This is a genomic window from Paenibacillus sp. JT31N7 (assembly GCF_059692095.1).
Genome location: NZ_JCAUAT010000005.1, coordinates 225721 through 248040 on the forward strand (window position 1 = coordinate 225721; position 22320 = coordinate 248040).

18 protein-coding genes are annotated in these 22320 nt (G+C 56.4%); 2 read left to right on the plus strand and 16 right to left on the minus strand.

Features of this window, described 5'->3' with window-relative positions; all coding sequences use genetic code 11:
• Positions 1-134: 134 nt before the first annotated feature.
• From thiE to AC58P5_RS21510, 6 genes are all read right to left on the minus strand, one after another.
• Positions 135-824, minus strand: coding sequence for a thiamine phosphate synthase (thiE, locus tag AC58P5_RS21485; RefSeq protein ID WP_497390167.1), 690 nt, complete (start codon positions 822-824; stop codon positions 135-137).
• A complete protein-coding gene (gene thiD, locus AC58P5_RS21490) occupies positions 812-1729 on the minus strand; it encodes a bifunctional hydroxymethylpyrimidine kinase/phosphomethylpyrimidine kinase (protein WP_497390169.1) in 918 nt (305 codons plus the stop codon). Before thiD ends, thiE begins: the two co-directional genes overlap by 13 nt.
• Positions 1730-2181: 452 nt before the next feature.
• Positions 2182-2949, minus strand: coding sequence for a thiazole synthase (locus tag AC58P5_RS21495; RefSeq protein WP_497390171.1), 768 nt, complete (start codon positions 2947-2949; stop codon positions 2182-2184).
• Positions 2950-2953: 4 nt separating this feature from the next.
• Positions 2954-3157 carry a sulfur carrier protein ThiS gene (gene thiS, locus AC58P5_RS21500; RefSeq protein WP_497390173.1) on the minus strand — a complete coding sequence of 68 codons (204 nt, stop codon included), beginning with the start codon at positions 3155-3157 and terminating at the stop codon, positions 2954-2956.
• 71 nt (positions 3158-3228) lie between these two features.
• Entirely contained in the window at positions 3229-4395 is a 1167-nt protein-coding gene (gene thiO / locus AC58P5_RS21505) for a glycine oxidase ThiO (protein ID WP_497390175.1), read from the minus strand.
• Positions 4392-5048 carry a thiamine phosphate synthase gene (locus AC58P5_RS21510; RefSeq protein ID WP_497390177.1) on the minus strand — a complete coding sequence of 219 codons (657 nt, stop codon included), beginning with the start codon at positions 5046-5048 and terminating at the stop codon, positions 4392-4394. Before AC58P5_RS21510 ends, thiO begins: the two co-directional genes overlap by 4 nt.
• Before the next feature lie 673 nt (positions 5049-5721).
• On the opposite strand from AC58P5_RS21510, the gene AC58P5_RS21515 reads away from it, so the two are divergent.
• Positions 5722-6291: a TraR/DksA C4-type zinc finger protein gene (locus AC58P5_RS21515; RefSeq protein ID WP_497390179.1), complete on the plus strand. Its 570-nt coding sequence runs from the start codon at positions 5722-5724 to the stop codon at positions 6289-6291.
• Positions 6292-6385: 94 nt separating this feature from the next.
• Here the strand turns inward: AC58P5_RS21515 and AC58P5_RS21520 are convergent, their stop codons facing one another.
• From AC58P5_RS21520 to AC58P5_RS21535, 4 genes are all read right to left on the minus strand, one after another.
• Positions 6386-6868 (minus strand): zinc ribbon domain-containing protein, encoded by a 483-nt coding sequence (locus AC58P5_RS21520; protein WP_218231233.1) that lies wholly within the window; start codon positions 6866-6868, stop codon positions 6386-6388.
• A gap of 464 nt (positions 6869-7332) precedes the next feature.
• Positions 7333-8982, minus strand: a complete 1650-nt coding sequence (locus tag AC58P5_RS21525; protein ID WP_497390181.1) for a DUF4127 family protein — start codon at positions 8980-8982, stop codon at positions 7333-7335.
• Between the two features lie 65 nt (positions 8983-9047).
• Positions 9048-9740, minus strand: a complete 693-nt coding sequence (locus AC58P5_RS21530; protein WP_497390183.1) for an N-acetylmannosamine-6-phosphate 2-epimerase — start codon at positions 9738-9740, stop codon at positions 9048-9050.
• Between the two features lie 454 nt (positions 9741-10194).
• A complete protein-coding gene (locus AC58P5_RS21535; protein ID WP_497390185.1) occupies positions 10195-15972 on the minus strand; it encodes a HAMP domain-containing protein in 5778 nt (1925 codons plus the stop codon).
• Between the two features lie 791 nt (positions 15973-16763).
• On the opposite strand from AC58P5_RS21535, the gene AC58P5_RS21540 reads away from it, so the two are divergent.
• The gene (locus AC58P5_RS21540) at positions 16764-17711 is read left to right on the plus strand and encodes an ROK family protein (RefSeq protein ID WP_497390187.1); all 948 of its coding nucleotides are present in this window, start codon (positions 16764-16766) and stop codon (positions 17709-17711) included.
• 379 nt (positions 17712-18090) lie between these two features.
• Here AC58P5_RS21540 and AC58P5_RS21545 read toward each other — a convergent pair whose 3' ends face one another.
• The 6 genes from AC58P5_RS21545 to AC58P5_RS21570 all read right to left on the minus strand — a co-directional run bounded on the left by AC58P5_RS21545 (position 18091) and on the right by AC58P5_RS21570 (position 22175).
• Positions 18091-18747 (minus strand): phosphatase PAP2 family protein, encoded by a 657-nt coding sequence (locus tag AC58P5_RS21545; RefSeq protein WP_497390189.1) that lies wholly within the window; start codon positions 18745-18747, stop codon positions 18091-18093.
• 199 nt (positions 18748-18946) lie between these two features.
• A complete protein-coding gene (locus AC58P5_RS21550) occupies positions 18947-19207 on the minus strand; it encodes a metal-sensitive transcriptional regulator (RefSeq protein ID WP_218231228.1) in 261 nt (86 codons plus the stop codon).
• A gap of 39 nt (positions 19208-19246) precedes the next feature.
• Positions 19247-19657 carry a rhodanese-like domain-containing protein gene (locus tag AC58P5_RS21555; RefSeq protein WP_497390191.1) on the minus strand — a complete coding sequence of 137 codons (411 nt, stop codon included), beginning with the start codon at positions 19655-19657 and terminating at the stop codon, positions 19247-19249.
• 79 nt (positions 19658-19736) lie between these two features.
• Positions 19737-20057 (minus strand): rhodanese-like domain-containing protein, encoded by a 321-nt coding sequence (locus tag AC58P5_RS21560; protein WP_497390193.1) that lies wholly within the window; start codon positions 20055-20057, stop codon positions 19737-19739.
• A 376-nt stretch (positions 20058-20433) separates the two neighbouring features.
• Positions 20434-20991, minus strand: coding sequence for a DinB family protein (locus tag AC58P5_RS21565; RefSeq protein ID WP_497390195.1), 558 nt, complete (start codon positions 20989-20991; stop codon positions 20434-20436).
• 218 nt (positions 20992-21209) lie between these two features.
• Entirely contained in the window at positions 21210-22175 is a 966-nt protein-coding gene (locus AC58P5_RS21570) for a helix-turn-helix transcriptional regulator (RefSeq protein ID WP_497390197.1), read from the minus strand.
• Positions 22176-22320: the final 145 nt, after the last annotated feature.

Consider the following 22320-nt stretch of genomic DNA (forward strand, 5'->3'; position numbering starts at 1 on the left):
GCTCGTTTTACAAGCCTTATTAATGGACGTTTATGGCTTAACGGCGGTTTGACACACCTTCCGAACACGTTTATGACTCGCTAAAAGTTACCTCCCGGTCTAGCAGACGACGGTTACCGGCCGCATACGGCTGTTTATTCCGTAAACCGGCGGGAAAACCGACGGGCCGCTTCGCGCGGATCGTCGGCGCCGCTGATGGCCGAGATGACGGCCACGCCGTCGGCTCCGGCCGCCAATACGGCGGGCGCGCCCTCCGGCGTAATGCCGCCGATGCCCACCAGCGGCAGCGAAATGCCGCCCGCCCGCATGGCGGCAAGGATGCCCGGGCCCTGCACGGCACGGGCATCCGGCTTCGTCGCCGTGGCGTACATCGGGCCCGCGCCGAGGTAATCGGCGCCGCAGCGGGCCGCCTCCCGCGCCTCGGCGGGGTCATGGGCGGATATGCCGAGAATCCGCCCCTTAAATCTTTGGCGCAGTCCGGCCCGGTCCCACTGCGCCAGGTCTTCCTGGCCGACGTGTATTCCGTCGGCCTCCAGCTCTTCCGCCAGGCGGAGATCGTCGTTCACGATGAACGGGACTCCCGCCTGACGGCAAACGCCGAGGAGCTTCCTGCCCAGCTCCGTCCGTTCTTGGCCCTGCAGGGCGCCGGGCCCCTTTTCCCTGAACTGGAACAGCGTGACGCCGCCTTCTATGGCAGCCTGCAGAACGGCAGCGGGGTCTCTGCCCCCGCAGTTGGGGCTCCCCATCACAAGATAAACCTTCAACGCCTCCCTGAGATTGCCGGTATACCGGGCTTCGGCAGCCGTTTTTGTCATCGCAGCCATCCCTCGCCTTCTCCTGCCGCAGCCGGCACCGGTTTGAATGAACCGCCTCCCGGCCCCGGTCTGTTGTATCCCCAATGATTGGTCGGTCCATGTCCGGCTCCTATGTTCAGAGGGTTCGCCAGAGCCGCCTGGATAAAACGTTTGGCGAGCAGTACCGCTTCATCTACAGGAAGCCCCGATGCAAGCCCCGCCGTCAAAGCGGCAGCGAAGGTACAGCCGGTGCCGTGTGTATGCTCCGTCTCTATCCACGGGGCCGCAAATTCCGTAAACACGCGGCCGTCGTACAGCAGGTCCAGGGATTGAGCGCGGTTTCCGCCATGGCCGCCTTTCAGCACGACGTAATTTACGCCCCACGCATGAATTCGGCGGGCGGCTTCCTTGCGATCCGCCATCGTGGCGATCCGCATTCCCGTCAGCGCCTCCGCCTCCGGGATATTCGGCGTCACAATTTGCGCCAGAGGCAGCAGCAGACTCGTAAGCGCCTGCACGGCATCCACCTGCAGCAGGCTTGCTCCGCCTTTGGCGATCATGACAGGGTCCACAACCAGACGGGACCATTTGTAGAAAGATGCACGGTCCGCTACGGCTTCAATGATCTCCGCACTGAAAAGCATGCCTGTCTTCCAGGCGGCGGGCCCGATATCTCCGGCAACCGCGTCGATCTGAGCCGTCACCATGGAAGGAGGGATCGGCTGCACACCGTGAACCCCCCGCGTGTTCTGTGCCGTTACGGCCGTCAAAGCGCTTGCTCCGAATACGCCGAGCTCCTGGAACGTTTTGAGATCGGCCTGTATGCCCGCCCCTCCTCCGCTGTCGGAACCGGCAATCGTCGCAGCCACAGGAACGAGCGGGGCTTGACGGGAAGTCTCCGGCGGATACTGCTCTTTGTTTAAGGACATGTTCATCAGGTTGCACCTCCGTTAACTTGAAGTGGCCGACATTATTCCTCTTTTTCGCATAGGTCTACACGACTATAGAGTTACAGGTAGTCACACAGTCGGCAGCAGGATTTGAAATTCCTAAGGCAAGTACTGTTTCTGATGCGGGTTGGTCTGACTATTGATTCGCCGTTTGGCCCTGGTGTTGGTTTGCTTTTTGGTTCGCTGTTGGTTCGCTATTGGTTCGCCGTTTGGCCCTGGTGTTGGTTTGCTGTCTGATCCTGGGTTGATCACAGTTGTTCCGTTCTTCGCTGTACATTCTGGCTATTCATTCGGGACCATTCGTTCCTGCCGTACATCCCTGCCGTCCGATGCTGCGGCTTTGGATGGCGTTGAGTAATGTTCGCCGCCACAATTCGCTCAAACTTTCGCTCTTGCTCTTACCCTTAAGGCGCCAACCCCCGCAAGCACCACATCCGTCAGCCTACGCTGACTCCCTCCATAGGACTGCTCGCAGACGCATAACGCTTGCGGGGGATGCGTCCGGCTTCATATCCGGCTCTGCCCGCTTCCAAAGCCAGCTTCATGGCATACGCCATCCGCACGGGGTCCTCCGCGCCGGAAACTGCCGTGTTCAGAAGCACTCCGTCCGCTCCCATTTCCATGGCCAGCGCGGCGTCCGAAGGAGCCCCGATGCCTGCGTCCACGATGACGGGTACGCGCGCTTCTTCGATAATGAAGCTGAGATTCAGCGGGTTGATGATCCCCTGCCCGGTACCGATCGGCGAAGCCCCCGGCATGATCGCATGTACGCCCATCTCCTGCAAACGGCGGGCCAATACGACATCGTCCGACGTATACGGCAGGACAAGAAATCCTTCGGCCAGCAGCATTTCGGCAGCCTTCAGCGTTTCTACCGGATCCGGCAGCAAGGTCTTGTCACAGCCGATCACTTCCACCTTGATCATGTCGCAGAGTCCGGAAGCTTTCGCCAGCTTGGCGATGCGGACCGCTTCTTCAGCCGTTTTGGCTCCCGCCGTATTCGGCAGCAGCTTGAACTTGCTTACGTCCAGCATGGACAAAAAGTTCGGCTGTTCCGGGTCATAAATATTCATCCGCCGCACGGCAAAAGTTAAAATCTGCGCTCCCGAAACCTCGACCGCCTTTTTCTGAATCGTGAAATCCGGGAATTTCCCCGTTCCGAGCAGTAGCCTTGAGTTGAATTCGTAAGGTCCGATTTTCAGCATATTGTCAGCCTCCTCCTACAAAATGAACGATTTCGATCCGGTCGCCGTCCGCCACCGTGGTTTCCGCATGCTCTTCCGCCTGCAAAATATGTCCGTTCGTCTCCACGATAAGCAGATTGCGCTTTAATCCAAGGTGCCGGATCAGCCCTTCTACGGTATGTACGGTTTCCGGTACCGTAATGTCGTCTCCGTTTACATGCAGCTTCACTCGTCAAATACCTCCTTCACTTGCAAAATACAGCCCCCGGGCTTCCGAACAGACTGCTCTCCTTGATCGGCCTACGGCCTTACAGCCCCGGCCCCTGCCACGGCCCTTCTGTCCGGCCGGAACGCTTCGAGCAGCTCACGCGCGCCCGGCAGAGCTTCTTCGGCAGCGGCGGCCCCGCCCGTGAGCACCGATGCGGCAAGCACGCCTGTCGCCTGCGACAGCAAAATGCCGTTACGGTAATGCCCGAGGGCGGCGAAGAGCCCTTCGCAGGCCGTTATTTCGCCGATGTACGGCATCCCGTCGGGCGTCTGAGGCCGCAGCCCCGCCCAGGCGCGCTCCCACTCGGCAGCCGCAAGCGCCGGAACGAGCCGCTGTGCCTGCGCGGCCAGCGAAAGCAGGCTGCCGAGGCGCGGGCTGCGGTCGAAGGAGCCGGGCTGAGCCGTGGCTCCCACGATGATCCGCCCGCCCGGCTTGGGCACGATGTAGCAGCCGCCCGAAGCGATCGTCCTCGCGAGAAGAGGCTGCCGTACGGTGAGGGAGAAGCATTCTCCCTTCACCGGATACACGGGCAGCTCCACGCCCAGAGGCGCCAGTATCTGAGCGCTCCAAAGCGAGGACGCCAGCACCGCCCCGGCGCAGCGGATCTTTCCTTCGCGGGTCTGCACACCGCTCACCCGGCCCGACTCCGTCAGGAGTCCGGTCACGTCGGCGTGCTCCATGATCTGCGCTCCGAGCCGCGCCGCGCCGGCGGCCAGAGCGGCCGACAGTTCCGGCGCCAGCACGTGCCCCTCGTCGGGCAGGTGAAGCGCCCCTCGGAGCTCCTTGCTCAGCTCGGGCTCCAGCCAGCCTGTCTCGCACGGACTAAGCCATTCCGCCCGGCCGCCGGCCGCCTGGTGGAAACGGGTGTCCGCTTTGAGCGCGGCCGCTTCGGCATCGGTCCAGGCGGCTTTGAGCATCCCCCGGCGGATGAGGCCGATATCCAAGCCCGTCAGTTCCTTAAGCTCTTCCGCCAGATCGGGGAACATATCCCGGCTCCGGCGGGCAAAATCAAACATCGGCCCCGCCTCGTGCATTTCGGACTGGGCTCCGAGCATTCCGGCTGCCGCTCCCGACGCCTGCCCGGCAATACGTTCCTTTTCCAGCAGAGTCACACGGACTCCCCGCTTCGCCAACTGATAGGCTATTGAGCAGCCGATGACGCCTCCTCCGATCACGACTAGATCCGTATCCCGATTCATCTCAGTTCTCCTCCCGTTTTGTCCGGCTGCCGGGCAAGTTCCAGCTCATACCGGTAATGCTTCGCAGCGTCCGCCGGATTCTCCGCTTCCCATATGCCGCTCATGACGGCCACGCCCGTGGCTCCCGAGCGAATTACCTCGGCGCAGTTTCCCGGACGAATTCCTCCGATCGCGATAACCGGGTGGCCTCCGCAAGCCAGCACCGTTTCCCGGAGCGCTTCCGCTCCGCGCGGGGCAGCACCGGGTTTAGAGCCTGTGGCGAATACATGGCCGAATATCAGGTAATCGGCCCCCTCTTCCACAGCGAGGGCTCCTTCCTGCGGCCCGTGAACGGAGACACCGACTCGCAGGCCGGGAAACCCTTTTTTCACGGCGGAGGCAGGCAGACCGCTTCCCGGAAGCTGCACACCCGCCGCTCCGGACAGCCAAGCCGCATCGGCGCGATCGTTGACGACAATCTTGCCCGGCGGAACCCCGCAGGCGGCAAGCCCGGAGAGCAGCGCCCACAGCTCCCGCGGAGATTGCGTTTTTTCACGCACATGAATGGCCGTTACGTAAGGATGGATGGCGGAGGCGATCCGTATAAGCACCTCCGGTTTCTGTCTTCCGGTTGAGACGGCGTGAAGTTCCGGTCCGGCGGGATATGGGCTCATCTCGTTCTTCTCCTCTCGGCTTGTATAAAACGCCTTACAATACATCCTCGGCCAGGGCCTGCTTCCCGCCAGATGGGGCGGCAATAAACGCAAAAAAAACCACTTTCCGCAGAAAGTGGTTTTCCCGTACACCGTTGCACGCGAGCCTGACGCCGCTCCGCCGTTTGGCGGAAACGGCCGGTGCCGGTTTTCTTCATTCCGGTCTTCTCGTACCTACGGCCGCCAGGCGGTTCGTAAGCAGACAAGATTTCTCCGGAACAACCGGCAGGGGCCTCAGGCTTGCAGTGAACTAAAAAAGACCGGACGGAATATACCGTGCGGCCTTGGTCGGCAGGGTTATTCTCTCTACGCTGGCATTACCCAGATCAGATACGGTTAGTGACATTCGCGGTCACACTCTCAGCCGGACTTCATCCAGCTCCCGAAACATATAAGGTTATCTTTACCTTACCCTATCCATTTTCCAATTACAAGCTAAATTTTACCGAAAAAGCAGCCCGAGCCGAAGTCGTCCTCTTCCGGCAAGCTCCGGCTATCCGCTTCCGCATGTTTCCATCCTCCGCTTTTGCGTCAAAGAAAGGGATCTTCGGGTAATAAAAAAATACGATCGGGCGGTGTTCATCTCTTCAGGAGAAACCGTCCCAAACACGTAACCGAAGGGGAGGAATGTCCGATGGCAGCGCTGACCGAAGAAGAAAGAAACAAGCTGGAGCAGCGGCTTTATAAGGAAAAAAGCGAGCTGGAGCACGTCCTTGAGTCCGACCGGGAGGAAAACTCTCTGAAAGACTCCACCGGAGAACTCTCCTCCTACGACAATCACCCCGCCGACATCGCAACCGAAGCGTTCGAAAGAGGCCGGGACCAGGCGGTGGATGAAAATATGGAACAGCAGCTTACAGACGTCAAACATGCGATCGGCCGGCTTGAATCCGGTTCTTACGGCGTATGCGAAGTATGCAAGGAGCCGATTCCGTTCGAACGCCTGGAGGCGATTCCATGGGCTTCTACCTGCGTGGAACATTCGCAGATACGTGCGGAAGGCGATCTCTTAGAACGCCCGGTAGAAGAAGAAATTCTCGAACCGATTCTGGAGTCTCCGAACGATGACGACACGGGCCGTGCCGAAATCGATGACGTGGACGCCTGGAAGACGGTAGAAGAATACGGCAACAGTTCGGATACCCGCAGTACGGGAAACGCTCAGCCGAAGGAACCCGCGGACGATTGCGGAGACCAGAAGTAAATCATCATAAAAAAAGGATGAGGCATTCGCGAAGAATCCCTTCATCCTTTTTGGCATGTCGCATGTATAATCCCTGCTGTAAGTTGACCGCAGCCTAGCTTTCTTCTTCCGTCAGCCGGTATCCGCAGGTCGTGCAGAACTGCATACCGGGTTCGATATCTTCTTTGCATTGGGGACAAAAAGGCTTCAGTTCCATGATAGCCGTAAAATCCGCCTGCTCATGAATCGGCTCGAATTTCCGCCCGCAGTTCGGACAAAACCGGGTATCCACCGCGACCACGTGACCGCATTCGCACGATTTCTCGTCGTACAGGCTGTAGATCCGGTTCTGCATCGCTTTGATTTCATCTTCGATAGCCTGGAGCTCAGCCGTTACGGCCGCGACCTGCGTCTCCGGATAAGGCTGCTTCTGCTTGCCCGCTTCGTAGACGAATTCGCCGATCTGCGTATACAGTTTCTGCATATCTCTCTGCTTCGCCGCAATTTGCAGCTTCAACCGGTTAACTTCGATCGTCTGCTGCGCTTTTTTCCCCGCTTCGGCTGCGCCCTGTTTAATCTTCCCGATAAATCCGGACATAGGGTACCTCCTTGATGTTAAGATTGCATGGGCACAATCTGACTTTTATAATACCCCCATTATACCCGTTTCCCGCTGGATGCGCTAATTTGGCCTCGTTACAGTGTATGGTCCCTTTCCGGAAAAAAGGACACCAATTCCGGTTTGCCCCGGAATTTAACGAATTCCGCGAAATTTCCGGGTCCGATTTGGAGGCGGTTTGAAGGGCGGGACGCTGCCGGCAGTTGGGTCAGGCCATCAACCGGATGGCGGACAGTTCGCATATGCAGATGAACCGCATTCCCGAGAACGAAGCCGTCAGCCAGCTATTCTTTTGCAAAGCTTATCGCGTCCTTCCCCGCTTTCCCCTGTATAAAAAAGCGCCCCGGCCCTTAAGGCCGAAGCGCTTGCCGCATCTTCCGATCCGATGCTCGAATCCGGTATCTGATACGCGAAGGCACCTGTAAAAACAAGCCCGATCCCGATCAGCTCCGGGCGGTCGCTTTACTTTCGCGGGAGGACGGATCAGGGCTGCTGTCTCCGACCAGCTCCAAATCAAAACCGACCTCGAACATCCGGTTCCACGGCAAATGAACGTTGGCGAGCCGGATATGCCCGGACGTCAGTCCGGCGAGGCGCTCCTCGACAAACGAGCGGAGCTTCTCCGCGATGACGGCTTCGATTTCCGGCTGCTTGCCGGCCAGCCCGAAATACCCCGCTCCGAACGCCGGAAGCACGTTCGCCGTCACATCCTTGCGGATGAGGGCCTGATAGCCCCAGTCTTCTACCAGCCGGTAGAAGTAGAAGGCCCGGCTGCTCCGCTTTTGGGCTTCGCTCCGCAAACGGCCTTCCGGCGCCACGTCTGCGCCGGTGCCGCCGGCGGTTTCCCGCGCGCCCGCGTAGTACGCCTCGATGACGGCGTGCGCGATGACGGTGCCCAGCGTATTGCCCGAGGTGTTCCACCCGGCATACGCGGACAGGCCTTCAAGCTGGCCCTGGCGGGCAAGCAGCTTGAGCAGCACGGTATCGCCGCCGTTGCAGACCGCCACGTCGGCCAGGGCTACGGTCCGCCCTTCTCCGAGATACACGCGCATCGCCTGGGCGAACTCGCGCAAATTCACCTCGGAGAAGTAGGACCGGTGCCGCTGGCTCCACGCCTGCGACGTTTCCGCCATGTCCGATTCGCCGACGGCCGGCGAATTGACCATCAGCACGGCGTCCGCCCCCTGCGAGCTATCCGCCATAAAAGCCCCTGCACTCGTCAGGTGCGCCTTGATGCTTTCGTTCAGGCTGCGGTCCTCGTACTTCGGAATACAGAAAGGCCCCCTCGTGGAGGAATAACGGACGAACAGCCTCGGAAGATATCCTTTGCTTTCGCAGAAAATCCGGGCAAACAGCGTACAGCCGATTTCGTCCGCCCCCGGGTATATCGCAACGCGGTCCGTCAGATCCAGCTCTTCCGAAAGGATCGCGAGCGCTCTCTGCTCCAGCGGGGAGAAGCCGTACTGGGAATTATCGTCGAGCGGAATGATCAAATAATCGATAATGCCTTCTTCCGCGAGCTCCAGCGCCGTCCGGTTGACGAAAGCGTTGATTTCGCGACGTCCGGTGAAATCCTCCAGCACATCCTTCGGAATTTTGCCCAGAATGCCGGCGAAAATCTGTTCTTCTTCTTCCGTCAGCGCTTCCTGCTCCTTCTTGTCCGTATACCAGCCGTACAGGAACAGCTCGCGGCCGTAATCCGCGTAATAATCCGGCTCCTCTTCGCTGCTGGAATAGGCGGGCACTCTCATAATCAGATTAAAAGCGTGAATCCGCAGGTCCGGCTTATTCCTTTTGAGTTCGCGCAGCACTTCAAGACGTTTAAGCGCATCCTCACGGGTCAAATAATGCAGCCGGGAAGGTACGATCCCTCCGTAAACGAGCATATCCAGCGAAACCAAGGCATAATCCGCCCCTTCCGCTTCCCGTAGCAGCCAGTTCCCCAGAGCCTCTGTATCCCCAGGTGTTTTCTTGCGGCCCAGGATGGACACAGACGGAGCGGCAAGCTCCAAATCGGTCATCTCGGCCAGGCGCTGCGGATAGTCCAGATTACACGGCCGCTCGTCGAGCGGTACAAATACGATTTTCGTCATCCCGTTGATCTCCCCTGATCAGAAAAAGTGATAATTGCTACGCCAATCGTCCGGCAGGAACCGGTCTAAACGTGTATACGCACGAAGTCGACAAAACGTTTTGTAATCTGCTGGGGCCTTGTGATAGCGCCTCCGATAACGACAGTATGCGCACCGCTGCGGAAGCATTCGGTCGCTTCTTCCCGGGTATGGATACGCCCTTCGGCGAACACCGGGATATCGGCCCGCGCGGCCATCTCGCGGATCAGCTTGAAATCCGGCCCTTCCTGCTGAGGACTGTACGGCGTATAACCGGACATCGTCGTAGACAGGATATCGAAGCCGATTTCCTGGGCATGGAGCCCTTCTTCAACGGTAGAGATATCCGCCATGAGAAGGACACCTGCCCGTTTTTTGATCTCGGACACGATTTCCTTCAGCATTTCTCCTTTGGGCCGCGGCCTCATCGTCGCATCCAGCGCGATTATATCCGCCCCCGCCCGCCAAACGGCCTCCACTTCTTCCAGTGTAGGTGTGATATATACATCGCTGCCTTCATAGTCACGCTTCCAGAGCCCGACAAGCGGCAGCTTTACCCTCGATTTAATCGCGGCGATATCGACCGGCGTATTGGACCTGATGCCGACAGCTCCCCCGGCCTCCGCGGCCAGCGCCATCCTGACCATCATCTCGCTTCCGAACAAAGGTTCATCCGGCAATGCCTGACAGGACACGATAATGCCACCCTTAACTGCTTCCAATAGGCTGTGTTTTTCCATAGCTGTACCTCCGTTAGTTATAAGACCGTCCGGCACCGCTGCCGGCATTTAAAAGAAAACCCCGTCAATTTATTATATGAAGTAATTATCCGTAATTCAACATAATTTTGGAGCAAATTTTCTTTATTTTTTAGTTAAATGTGATTCCTCTCCACACCCTGAAAATAAGACTATGGACCTCCTGCTCTATATGCGTTTACTTTTATAGACACATATTTCCAACAAAAAGTTACATATTCCGCAGTTTTTTGACTTTATTGTCCCCGCTTTAAGAGCGAACCTGAGGAAAACTGGCTTGAAAAAAGCAGCTCCGGCCGCAGATGACCTCTCGCCAGTTTCGGTAAAGGTACGGTCGATAGGGCGGTAGATTGGCGAGGGTACACGCTTGACTTCTGATAGTCCCTGCAACAAAAAAAAGCCCTGTGCTTTCGCACAGGACTCAAAATCAAGATATTTACTGCCCTTTCATCCATCCGAAAGGCTCGGAACCCGGAAGCTCGGCCGGACTCGGCTGAAGTCCGTCCTGGGCCAGGAACCAGTCCCGCAGCATGGCGAGAAGCTGGGCGCTGTTGACCGGCTTGGTGATATAATCCGAGGCCCCCGCCTCCAGACACTGTTCGCGGTCCCCTTTCATCGCTTTTGCCGTGAGCGCAATGATCGGCAGGCCCTGGAACTGAGGTCTGCGGCGGATTTCCCGCATCGTTTCGTATCCATCCATAACCGGCATCATAATATCCATCAGAACAATATTGATGTCCGGCATCTGTTCAAGGATCTCGATGGCGTCGTGACCGTTCTCGGCGGATATGACCTTCATATTCTGACGTTCCAGAATGGTCGTCAGAGCGAAAATATTACGGATATCGTCGTCGACGATGAGCACCTTTTTCGAATCGATCATTTCGTTGGATTGGTGCTTTTTAATCAGAATATCTCTCTGGCTGTCATTGAGGTTCTCCAGCTTGCGGTGAAGGAACAGCATCGTTTCGTCCACAATCTGAATCGGCGATTTCACTTCCTTGATGACCGCGATGGAACGCAGCTCCTCCAGATCGTCCTCTTCCTCTTTGGTCAGCTTCTCGCTCCGGTTGATCAGGACCGGCTTGTATTTGTTTTTGGCGTTCTTCTGCATTTCTCTCACAAACTGGGCCGGGCCCATGTCCGGCAGGTCCGTATCGACGAGTACACAGTCGAAGTCCTTGGTTTTCAGCTGATTCAGCGCCTTGCGGCCGGTATCGGTCGCGCTGACCTTAATGTCGCTGTTCTTCACGAGATCCACCGTCTGTCTGCGGCGCTCCGAATCGGACATGCCGACCAGAAGCTGCTGGAACGGCTTGGCGCTGAAAGCATTCAACTTGTCGATCGCGTTCTCCAAATCTTCGTTCTTGATCGGCTTGCACAGGAAGTCGAACACACCTTTCTGCAGAAGCTCGGTCGCGTCGTCTTCGATCGTCATCACCGTTACCGGGATATGGCGCAGCTCGATGTCTTCCTTCAGCTGATCCAGAACGGAGGACCCGTTCATGTCTTCCAGACGCAGGTCAAGCGTAATGGCAACCGGCTTGTACCTCTTGGCGAGAGCGACCGCCTTGTTGCCTTTCGGCGTGATAATGGCTTTCAAGCCTTTTCTGTGAAGCATATCCAGCAGAATCTCATTGAATTTCATGTCGTCTTCCACGATCAGGAATACGCGGTCGCCCGCTTCAATGTTCGCACGGTCATCTACGAGCTGTGTCGTATCGAACCGGTCGTATTCGTACTTCTTAGGCTGCGGAGCCGGTACGTCGATCACTTCCGGCACATAAGCGGCGGCCGCTTCCAGCATGGCCGGATCCAGATCCACCGGCAGGAAGAGCGTGAAGGTGCTGCCGACGTTGACAACGCTGAACAGCGTGATCTCCCCGCCGAGCATACCCGCGATTTCGCGCGAAATCGCAAGACCGAGGCCCGTTCCGCCGTATTCGCGGTTCGTGCTGCCGTCCGCCTGCTGGAACGCTTCGAAAATAATCTGCTGCTTGTCCTCTGAGATGCCGATCCCCGTGTCTCCGACGGAGAAGGCCAGCACCATGCGGGCGCGGTTGAGCGATTCGTTGTCCTGGCTCCAGCCGCTGTTGGCCCGGCGCATGAGAAGAACGACTTCGCCCTTCTCGGTGAACTTGAAGGCGTTGGAAAGCAGGTTTTTCAAGATTTGCTGAAGCCGCTTGGAGTCGGAAATAATAGATTCCGGCAGCGCTTTTTCCGCCTTGATTTTGAAATCGATTTTCTTATCCTGCGCAATATGGCGGAAAGTCCGCTCCATATTATCGGTAATTTCGGTAAGCTTGATTTCGGTGAAGTCCGGCGCAATCGTACCGGATTCGATTTTGCTCAAATCGAGAATGTCGTTAATCAAGTTGAGCAGGTCAAGACCCGAATCATGGATGGTACGCGCGAATTTCACCTGATCGTCGGTCAGGTTATGGTCCGGATTCTCGGAGAGCTGCTCGGCCAGCAGAAGCAAGCTGTTCAGCGGTGTCCGCAGCTCATGAGACATATTCGCCAGGAACTCCGATTTGTACCGGGACGTCAGCGCAAGCTGCTCCGCCTTCTCTTCGAGGAAGCGTTTCGCCTGTTCGACCTCGTTGTTCTTGCTTTCGACTTCCGCTTTCTGAATGACAAGCAGCTTCGCTTTGTCTTCCAACTCGTCATTCGTGTTCTGCAGTTCTTCCTGCTGCTTCTTAAGCTCCTCCGCGAGAGACTGCGACTGTGACAGCAGCTCTTCGGTTCTCATGTTCGCCTGCATCGTATTCAGCACGATTCCGATACTCTCCGTCAGCTGGTCGAGGAACGCAATGTCGATCTCGGTGAACCGGCGGAAGGAAGCCAGCTCCATAACGGCCAGCACCTGATCCTCGAACATGATAGGCAGCAGCACGATGTTAAGCGGTGCGGCTTCGCCGAGCCCCGAGCCGATTACCACGTAATTCTCCGGCACGTTCGTCAGCAGAATCCGCTGCTTCTCGATGAGACACTGGCCGACCAGGCCTTCGCCCAGACGGAACTCGTTGGACAGATGCTTGCGCTGCTGATACGCATAGCTGGAGAACATGCGCAGCACCTGCTCTTCGCCATTCGCCTCGTTCATATAGAACACGCCGTGCTGCATGGAAACAAGCGGAGCCAGCTCCGACATGATCATGCGGCACACTTCGTACAGGTCGCGCTGACCCTGCAGGAGACGGCTGAACCGGGCCAGATTGGTCTTGAGCCAATCCTGCTCCGTATTGATCCGCGTCGTTTCCTTGAGGTTGCGGATCATCTCGTTGATGTTATCTTTGAGTGTTCCGACTTCGCCCGCCGCGATGACGTCGATAGTCCGCGACAAGTCGCCCTTCGTCACCGCGGTCGCGACGTTTGTAATCTGGCGCACCTGAGTCGTCAGCGTGGACGCCATGTAGTTCACGTTATCGGTCAAGTCACGCCACGTGCCGGAAGCCCCCGGCACATGCGCCTGACCGCCCAGCTTTCCTTCGGCCCCTACCTCGCGGGCCACGGTCGTAACCTGGTCGGCAAACGTATCGAGCGTGTCGATCATGTTATTGATTGTTTCGCTCAAATCGTAGATCTCGCCCGCCGCGTCTACCATCAGCTTCTGCTTCAGGTTACCGTTGGCGACGGCCGTAACGACCTTCGCGATGCCGCGCACCTGGTTGGTCAGGTTGGTCGCCATGATGTTAACGTTGTCGGTCAAGTCTTTCCAGATTCCGCCGACCCCGTTCACATGCGCCTGGCCGCCCAGCTTGCCGTCCGTTCCTACCTCGCGGGCTACACGCGTAACCTCGGAGGCGAACGAACTGAGCTGATCCACCATCGTGTTGAACGTTTCTTTGAGCTCCAGGAGCTCGCCTTTAACGTCGATCGTAATTTTCTTCGACAAATCGCCGTTGGCGACGGCCGTCGTAACGGCCGCGATGTTCCGCACCTGGCTGGTCAAGTTGCCGGTCATGAAATTCACCGTGTCGGTAAGATCCTTCCACGTTCCGGAAACCCCTTTAACATCCGCCTGGCCGCCCAGCTTCCCTTCCGTTCCGACCTCGCGCGCCACGCGCGTCACTTCGGAAGCGAAGTTACTGAGCTGATCCACCATCGTGTTGATCGTGCTCTTCAGCTGCAGCATCTCGCCTTTAACGTCAACGGTAATCTTGCGGGACAAATCGCCCTTCGCAACCGCCGTCGTTACGTCGGCGATATTCCGCACCTGGTCGGTCAGGTTGCTCGCCATGTCGTTTACGCTTTCCGTCAGGTCCTTCCACGTTCCGGCAACGCCTTTAACCTGGGCTTGGCCGCCAAGACGTCCGTCCGTTCCTACTTCACGCGCCACACGGGTAACTTCGGACGCGAATGTGCTGAGCTGATCCACCATCGTGTTGATCGTGTTTTTCAGCTCCAGAATCTCGCCCTGTACGTCTTCCGTGATCTTCTTGGACAGATCGCCGTTCGCGACGGCCGTCGTGACGACCGCGATGTTCCGCACCTGGTTCGTCAGGTTGCTCGCCATGTCGTTTACGCTCTCCGTCAGGTCCTTCCACGTTCCGGACACGCCCTTCACGTTCGCTTGGCCGCCCAGCTTCCCTTCCGTTCCTACCTCGCGCGCCACGCGGGTAACCTCGGACGCGAATGTGCTGAGCTGATCCACCATCGTGTTGATCGTGTTCTTCAGCTCCAGAATCTCGCCGGTCGCGTTAACCGTGATCTGCTTAGACAAGTCGCCCTTCGCGACGGCGGTCGTGACTTCCGCAATGTTGCGCACCTGATCGGTCAGCGTACTCGCCATGTAGTTAACGCTATCGGTCAAGTCCTTCCAAGTTCCGGAGACGCCTTTCACGTCAGCCCTTCCGCCTAGCTTGCCGTCGTTACTGACCTCGCGGGCTACGCGGGTAACCTCGGACGCGAACGTGCTGAGCTGATCCACCATCGTGTTGATCGTGCTTTTCAGCTGCAGAATCTCACCCTTGGCGTCTACCGCGATTTTTTTCGACAGGTCGCCGGTCGCAACCGCCGTTGTCACCTCGGCGATGTTGCGCACCTGATTCGTCAGATTCGTCGCCATGTAGTTAACGCTTTCCGTCAGGTCGCGCCATGTGCCCGATACGCCTTTAACGTCGGCCTGGCCGCCCAGCATCCCTTCCGTTCCTACCTCGCGCGCCACACGAGTAACTTCGGAACCGAACGTGCTCAGCTGATCCACCATCGTGTTGATCGTATTTTTCAGCTCCAGAATTTCGCCTTGCGCTTCTTCCGTAATCTTCTTGCCCAAATCCCCGTTCGCGACGGCCGTCGTGACGACCGCAATATTCCGCACCTGATTCGTCAGGTTGCTCGCCATGTCGTTAACGCTCTCCGTCAAATCGTACCAAGTGCCGGATACACCCTTAACGTCGGCCTGGCCGCCCAGCTTGCCTTCCGTTCCTACTTCCCGGGCCACACGGGTGACCTCGGAAGCAAACGTACTGAGCTGATCCACCATTGTGTTGATCGTATTTTTGAGCTCCAGGAACTCGCCCTTCGCGTTAACGGTAATCTTGCGGGACAGATCGCCCTTCGCAACCGCCGTCGTCACATCCGCGATGTTCCGGACCTGGTCCGTCAGGTTGCTCGCCATGTTATTGACGCTCTCCGTCAAATCGCGCCACGTACCGGATACGTCCGTCACTTCGGCCTGACCGCCCAATATGCCTTCCGTTCCTACTTCGCGGGCTACGCGCGTAACCTCGGCCGCAAACGTCCCAAGCTGATTGACCATGCGGTTGATATTGTTGGCGGTACGCAAAAATTCGCCCGTAAGAGCGCGCCCTTCAAACTCAAGCTCTACTTTCTGCGAAAGATCGCCCTGCGCCACGGCATTGATCACCCGTACCATCTCGCTCGTAGGCTGAATCAGATCGCTGATCAGATTGTTCAGGGAATCGTTAAAGGCGTTCCAGCTTCCGCCCATGCTCCGGCACATAAAGCGGCGGTTGGTATTGCCTTCCTTGCCGACAACCCGCTCGACCGTCTGCACTTCCTGCACCACGTTCTCCTGCATATCGAGGATATCGTTCAGCGTATCGGCGATTTTACCCGGCATTCCGTTCAGATCATAGGGCATACGTACGGAAAAGTCGCCCTTCTTAAAAGCCAGCAACACCTGAAGCAACTGTTTTTCATCCAAAACATCTAGGGAATCATTGGATCTCTGATCTTGTTCCGACATACGGCTTTTCCTCCGAGTTTGTATATATATATGGAAAAAATGAATCGTAAAATTTTAATGATGCCAATTTTAATAGTAGTGTTTCTAAAAACCGAATACAATAGCAAGTAGAGGAAATTTTGTATACTTCTTCGCATGCGGGAACCCTCTTAGTCGAAGTCAGATCCCCTGCCGCGTTACCGCTTACATATCGCCGGTTTATCCCCCTTTTCCGCTCAAATGACAAGTTTATTCCCTTTGGCCTTACACGTCCTTTGTAAATACGTCCCCCTGTGCAGATAGTTTCTGTCTGCAAAAAATTGTCACAACAACAATTCCCGGTGAAAGAAGTACGAAACATTTTTCGACATTAAGGTACGTTGATGCGCTTTTATACCCGATTTCGTTAATCTTGAAACAGGGTTTTCGATTTTTTTCGAAAAAATGTTGTGGGGTTTTAAAGGAATCGCGCGGGGCCTGATAAAAGGCGGAAATCCCGGGAATTACGAGTGCGTTGAAGCATGTTTAGAGTATAGTGCGGGGATAAAAACGGCCTGCTATTCTATTAAAGTAAAGCGTACCGAGTAATAAGGAGGAAGCATGACTATCTTGCCGAGGGTAAGGAGTTTGATTTCGCGGGAACTTTACGGGGACGAAGACGGATTTACCGGTGGAACCGGGTACGGATAAACTGCCGTTTTTCATTTACAGGGCAGCAGGCTTCTCCTATAATAAAGAAGTAAAAATTCTTTTATCATTATATATTAAGGAAAATTAATTCTTCTAAAATCACGAAGCGGGGGAAAAGGATCATGTCTTCTTACGCAGCGATCGGCATCGACATTGGGGGCACCCACATTAAAAGCGGCCTCATCCTTCCCGACGGGAAGGTGCTTGCTTCCCGCAAAACCGAGACGGAAGCGTCCGCCGGCAAAGCCGGTCTCATGGCCAAGCTCGCCGGACTTATGCAAACGTATTCGGAAGAGGCCGCTGCCGCAGGCGTCAAGCTCGCCGGCACCGGAATCGGGAGCGCCGGCTACATCAACCGCGAAGGAACCGTAGCTTTCGCGACCGATAATTTGCCCGGCTGGAGCGGAACGACGCTGCGCGCGGATATCGAAAAGCTTTCCGGTCTGCCCGCGGCCGTCGACAACGATGTCAATGTCATCGCCCTCGGCGAGCAGTGGCTCGGAGCCGGACGCGGCTGGGACACCTTCCTCTGCGTAGCGCTGGGCACGGGAGTGGGCGGCTGCTACATCCGCGAAGGCAGCCCCTTGCACGGGCGCGACGGCTTCGCGGGAGCTTACGGCCACATGGTCGTGGCTTTCGGCGGCGAGCCGTGCACGTGCGGCCACCGCGGCTGCTGGGAGCAGTACGCGTCCGTGACCGCGCTGAAGCGCCTCATTCGCGAACGGGGCGGGGAGACGCTGGAAGAAGCGTCTCCGCCGGAGCTGTTCGCGCGCGCCCGCGCCGGGGACGAGACCGCGATGGCCATCGTGCGGCTGTACGCCGAGTACGTCGCCACGGGGCTCAGCGGTCTCATCCACGCGTTCAACCCGCCCGCCATCGTCGTGGGCGGGGCCGTCACCGAACAGGGGGACTTCCTGTTCGATCTGATCCGCCGGCATGTCCTGGACATGACCATGCCGGCCTATACGGCGGCGCCTGTCCCGGTCGTGCCGGCCGAGCTCGGAGGCACGGCAGGCATGTTCGGCGCCGCCAAGCTGCTGTTCGACCGCCTGAAGGCCGAACAGCCCTAAAGCAAAAAGCCCTTCGCATCGTGCGAAGGGCTTTTGCTTGTTTGCGCCGGGCGCCGCCAGTCCTGCTCGAATCGCTGCAGCGTCCCCGCTCTATCGGCGCAAATAAGCACGGTAGGGCTATGAGGCGAGAGCGGCTCCCACGTTTCATCCCGCAATGCTGAAGTCATTGCTGACTACTGGGCGCTGCCTCCTAAGTCCTTGCACGGACTCATACAATCTGGCTATGCCGCTAATGCGTAAATCCGGCTCCTCCAGATTCGCCCGACAGTTCAGCAAGAGTTGGGAATTTGTCGGCGGTCGATAGAGGGCGGACCTTCAAAACATTTGTAGGAAGCCTTACTCCCTTTTCCCCGCCTCCTGCCACACCGATACCTGCCGGCTACCTCATGGCAGACTGCCGCCTGTTCCGGTAGCTCCGGTACGTCCAGATACAGACGCCCAGCCAGAAACCGCTGGCCAGATATCCGCCCAGTACGTCGCTGGGATAATGCACACCGAGATAGATCCGGGCGAGTCCCATCGCCACAATCAGTGCGGCCGCCAGCACGACGAGAACGGCTCTTCCCGCCGCACTCGAAATATGCTTCCACAGCAGATAGACCAGAATTCCATATAAACCGACTACGGCCATGGAATGTCCGCTGGGGAAGCTGAATCCGGCTTCTTCCATAATAATATGGATGGTCGGACGTTCCCGCTGGAAGATCTTTTTAAGAATCGTATTTAAAATAGCGGAGCCGCCGATAGCGGCAATGAGCAGAATTACTTCCGACCGGTGCTTCAGCACGAAGTATAAATACAAAGCGGCGGCGATCGTAATAAACGGGACCACGGCCGAAGAACCGATTTCCGACAGCAGACTAGCCGCCGCGGTTAATCCGGGGCTTTCCGCCCCCTGCACGAACGAAATGATCGTCTCGTCGAACGAGGCAACCTGCTGGCGGCTTACAAGCAGCGCCACCATTCCGAAGCATAGGGCAAGTAAAAGACAGACGAGAAAAGAACGGGTCAGCAAAACGTTTAATTTCGTATTCATTGCAATAAAAAGTCTTCCTTTCTTCACCTAATTCCTGGTCCTGAACAAAGAGATCGGGAACAGCCTGATCATACCATATTTTAATAAATTGTAAAAAACTTGCCTTTGAAATGCAAAAGGAGCTTTCCGTTAATCCCTTAAGGAATCACTGGAAAGCTCCTGTTATTTAACGCCTCGGCGATTGCCCGAAATGCTACGGTCAGCGGCTTTTGATAAGAAGCTCGACGGCTTCCTGCACAAGTTTGCCCGTATCCTTGCCCTTCTCTTCTTCCTGCCGGATGCAGTGTTCGAGATTGGTGGCGACAATATAAGCCATCGCTTTATCGGCCGCGCTTCTGACTGCGGAAAGCTGAGCGACGACGTCTTTGCAGTCTTTTTCTTCTTCCATCATTTTGAGAATGCCGCGTACCTGGCCTTCCATCCGCTTCAGCCGGCGGACTATGCTTTCATCGTAGTTCATCGCGATCTTCCTTTCCGTATAATGCCGTTTGCGTCGTTGTTAAGGGCAGCCTGCTCCGCAGGTCTTCTCGGGACCAGTCCCCAAAGCGCGAAGTTCGGAACGAAGCTGCATGGCGTACAGCCCCTTGAATCCGCGCCTTTTCAAAAAACGGGCCGCTTTCTTGATGTGACGGTTGGAGTCCCCGACCAGCAGAACCCGGTCTTCCGGAGAGAATTCATCCTTCCACAAGTAAGGCAGCCGGCCGACGGACATATTAATGGAAGGAAAACCGGACGCCTCTTCATAGTCCGAAGCGTCACGCACGTCCAGCACCTTAATCCGTCCTGCTTCCTTGGAAACGACAAGCTCCCTCGCCTTCTCCTGACTCAGATAAGATAGCCCTCTTACCGGAAGCCAGCTCAGCGCAATCGCCAAGACCATCATTCCCGCGATGATCTCCCACATAATCATTCGACAATCCCTCCATATTCACGCTGTTGACAGCTATAAATCGGTTGCCGGTCTATCTGCCGACTTTGCGGCTCTCGATCTAACGTCCGGATGAGATACGGTCCGTCCAGTTGTTCATACCGCCGGTCATATTAACGACGTCGTAGTTTTGCTCCGCCAGCAGTTCGCAAGCCAATCCGCTCCGGTTGCCGCTGCGGCAAACCACCGTAAGTTCCCGATTCCGGTCCAGTTCGTCCAGTCTCTGCATCAATTGCCCCAACGGAATATGAACGGCCTGCGCGATATGCCCGTCGGCCCATTCCTCATCTTCCCTGACATCCAGGATATAAACATCCTCTCCGTCGTGAATCCGCCGGGCGACATCCTCCGGTGTACGGTTCTTAGGTATTTGAAAGGCCATTCCAGCTCTCTCCTATATCGTTTCTGTCTTTATCATCCTGAACTCATATACCCATACGGGTATGTTTCTATGATAGGTTTTAAAGCCCTAACTGTCAATATAAAAATTACAGACTAGTCCGCGCAAAAAAACTGTGGACAACCCTGCCTGTGGGTATGTTTATAAATATTTCAAACTTATGCACAGCCTAATATTTCAGGTTGTTGATTTGTGTATAAACCTGTGTATAGATTTAAAATTTCAAAACGGCGGGTTTTATATCTTACCATCATCCTTTCCAAATTAAAAGAAAAGAACTCCGTTTCCGGAGCTCTTTTCGGGATATTTTACTTAGGAACTTATGTACGTTGCCCTTAAAGCTAATCAAGCTACCTCCTCAGCGAAGGCCGCGTTCGAACAAAAACGCAATATAGTCGGTCGGTGTGCCCTTATGACCGAGCTGGCGCAGCATGGCGGATATATTGCCGCGATGATACGTCCCGTGATTCACCACGTGCTGTACCAGAGCATAGACCCTGGTTTCAAGGGAGCCGAACTGGGGATGCGACGGAGCCGTTTCGGCGGCTGCGCCTTCTCCCTCGGCGAAGAAAGCCCGGTACTTCTCCACAGCCAGAGCGAATTTCTTCTGCAATTCGTCCAGCGAGTCCCCCCGGCCCTGCGCGTAAAGGTCCGCCACGACCTTCCTGGCTTCTTCATAGCCGCCCCCTTTCATAATGACCAGCCACATTTCATCCATCATGTAGATATGATTCAAAGCGTCGGCGACGGACGGAAAAATACTCTGGATCTGCTCGAAGGAAAGCTTCTCGGGCAGGGCCTTGAGGCCTGCGAAAACCTTCTCGTTTGCCCACACATGATAGTCGTACTGCTGCTCCGCATAACCGCTTAATACAGCGGCCTTTTCCAGTTCCTGATTTTGCGTATCCGAAGACATTCCGGTTCCTCCCTGTTTCTGTGGATATGTTGAGGTGTTGCTTTTAAGGCCTGCGTATAACTCCGTGCGAAGCCGGATAACTGTTTGACGGGTGACCGCCGTCATGCACGCTCCTCTGCGCGCACGGAAATTCCGCCGTCCAGGCTGCTCCTTTTTCCCGTAAACTTCCTTGCTTTCTTAGGATAACCCGGATTAACTGATAATTCCGGTCAGTGAAGCTAAAGCTGTTTATAAAATTCAAGCAGGCCCGACGTCACGTCAATCAGCTGCTCTTTCAGCAGAGGAGGTTCAAGAATCCGGATCGACTTCCCGTAGATCATCAGAAAATAAGGGACGTAGCTGCGGATCGCTTTTTCTTCCAGCTTCATATGGATCTGATCCGTCGTACGCTCCACGATCGCATGGCTGAAAAGCCAATGATCGCACAGCTCGGCTATCGCTTGGGGAGCCCCGTGTATACGGATGGAGACAAGCTGATCCTGCCGGCTGGTATCAGGCAGAAGATTATTCATAAAAAACTGACGAGCGGAAAACCCCGTCGGCCTGGTAAAGAACCCTTCCGTATGGGACAAAGCCTGGATACGGTCGACGCGGAAGCTTCTAAGCTCGCCGCGAAGGTGGCAAAAGGCGACCAAATACCATTTGCTCTTCCAGTGAACGAGCCCGTACGGATCCATACTCCGGCTCTGGCTCGCCGCGGAGTTTCCCTTGCTGTATTCCATATGGAGGGTATGCCCGTCGGCAACGGCTATCTCCAGCATCTGCAGGTAAGCCTCCAGCGAAGAATCGGTCGGAGGATGAATCACATCGAAGCCAGCTTCGTGCCGCTGGATGGCACTCAGCTGCTCGGGGTTCGTATACTGCTTGAGCTTCCCCACGGCGCTGCTCAGTGCGTCCCCGAACGGGTAGCCCGCTTCTTGCGCGAATATGGCGGCATGAACGAGAGCCTTCTGCTCGGCGGCATTAAAGAACAGCGGAGCCTCCCGGAAACTCGGCAGCAAGCTGTATCCGCCGTTATGTCCGGAATCCGCCAATATCGGCACTCCGCTGGCGCAAAGCGCGTCAATGTACCGGTACACGGTCCGGATGTTGATTTCAAGCGCCTCGGCCAGTTCCCGGGCGGTCATTCTTCTCCCCGATTTCAAGTGCCACAGTATGGCAAGCATATTATCCGCTTTGGACATGTTCCATCACCTCGCGCTCCTTTCCGGACATTTCCATTCTAGGGCCGCGGGGACGAAGTTTCAATCGGGGAGGTTAGAGAGGACCACGTTCCTGACTTTTGGCCCGATATCAGCAGGACGCTGCCGAGGTCGCAGTTGAGCATCA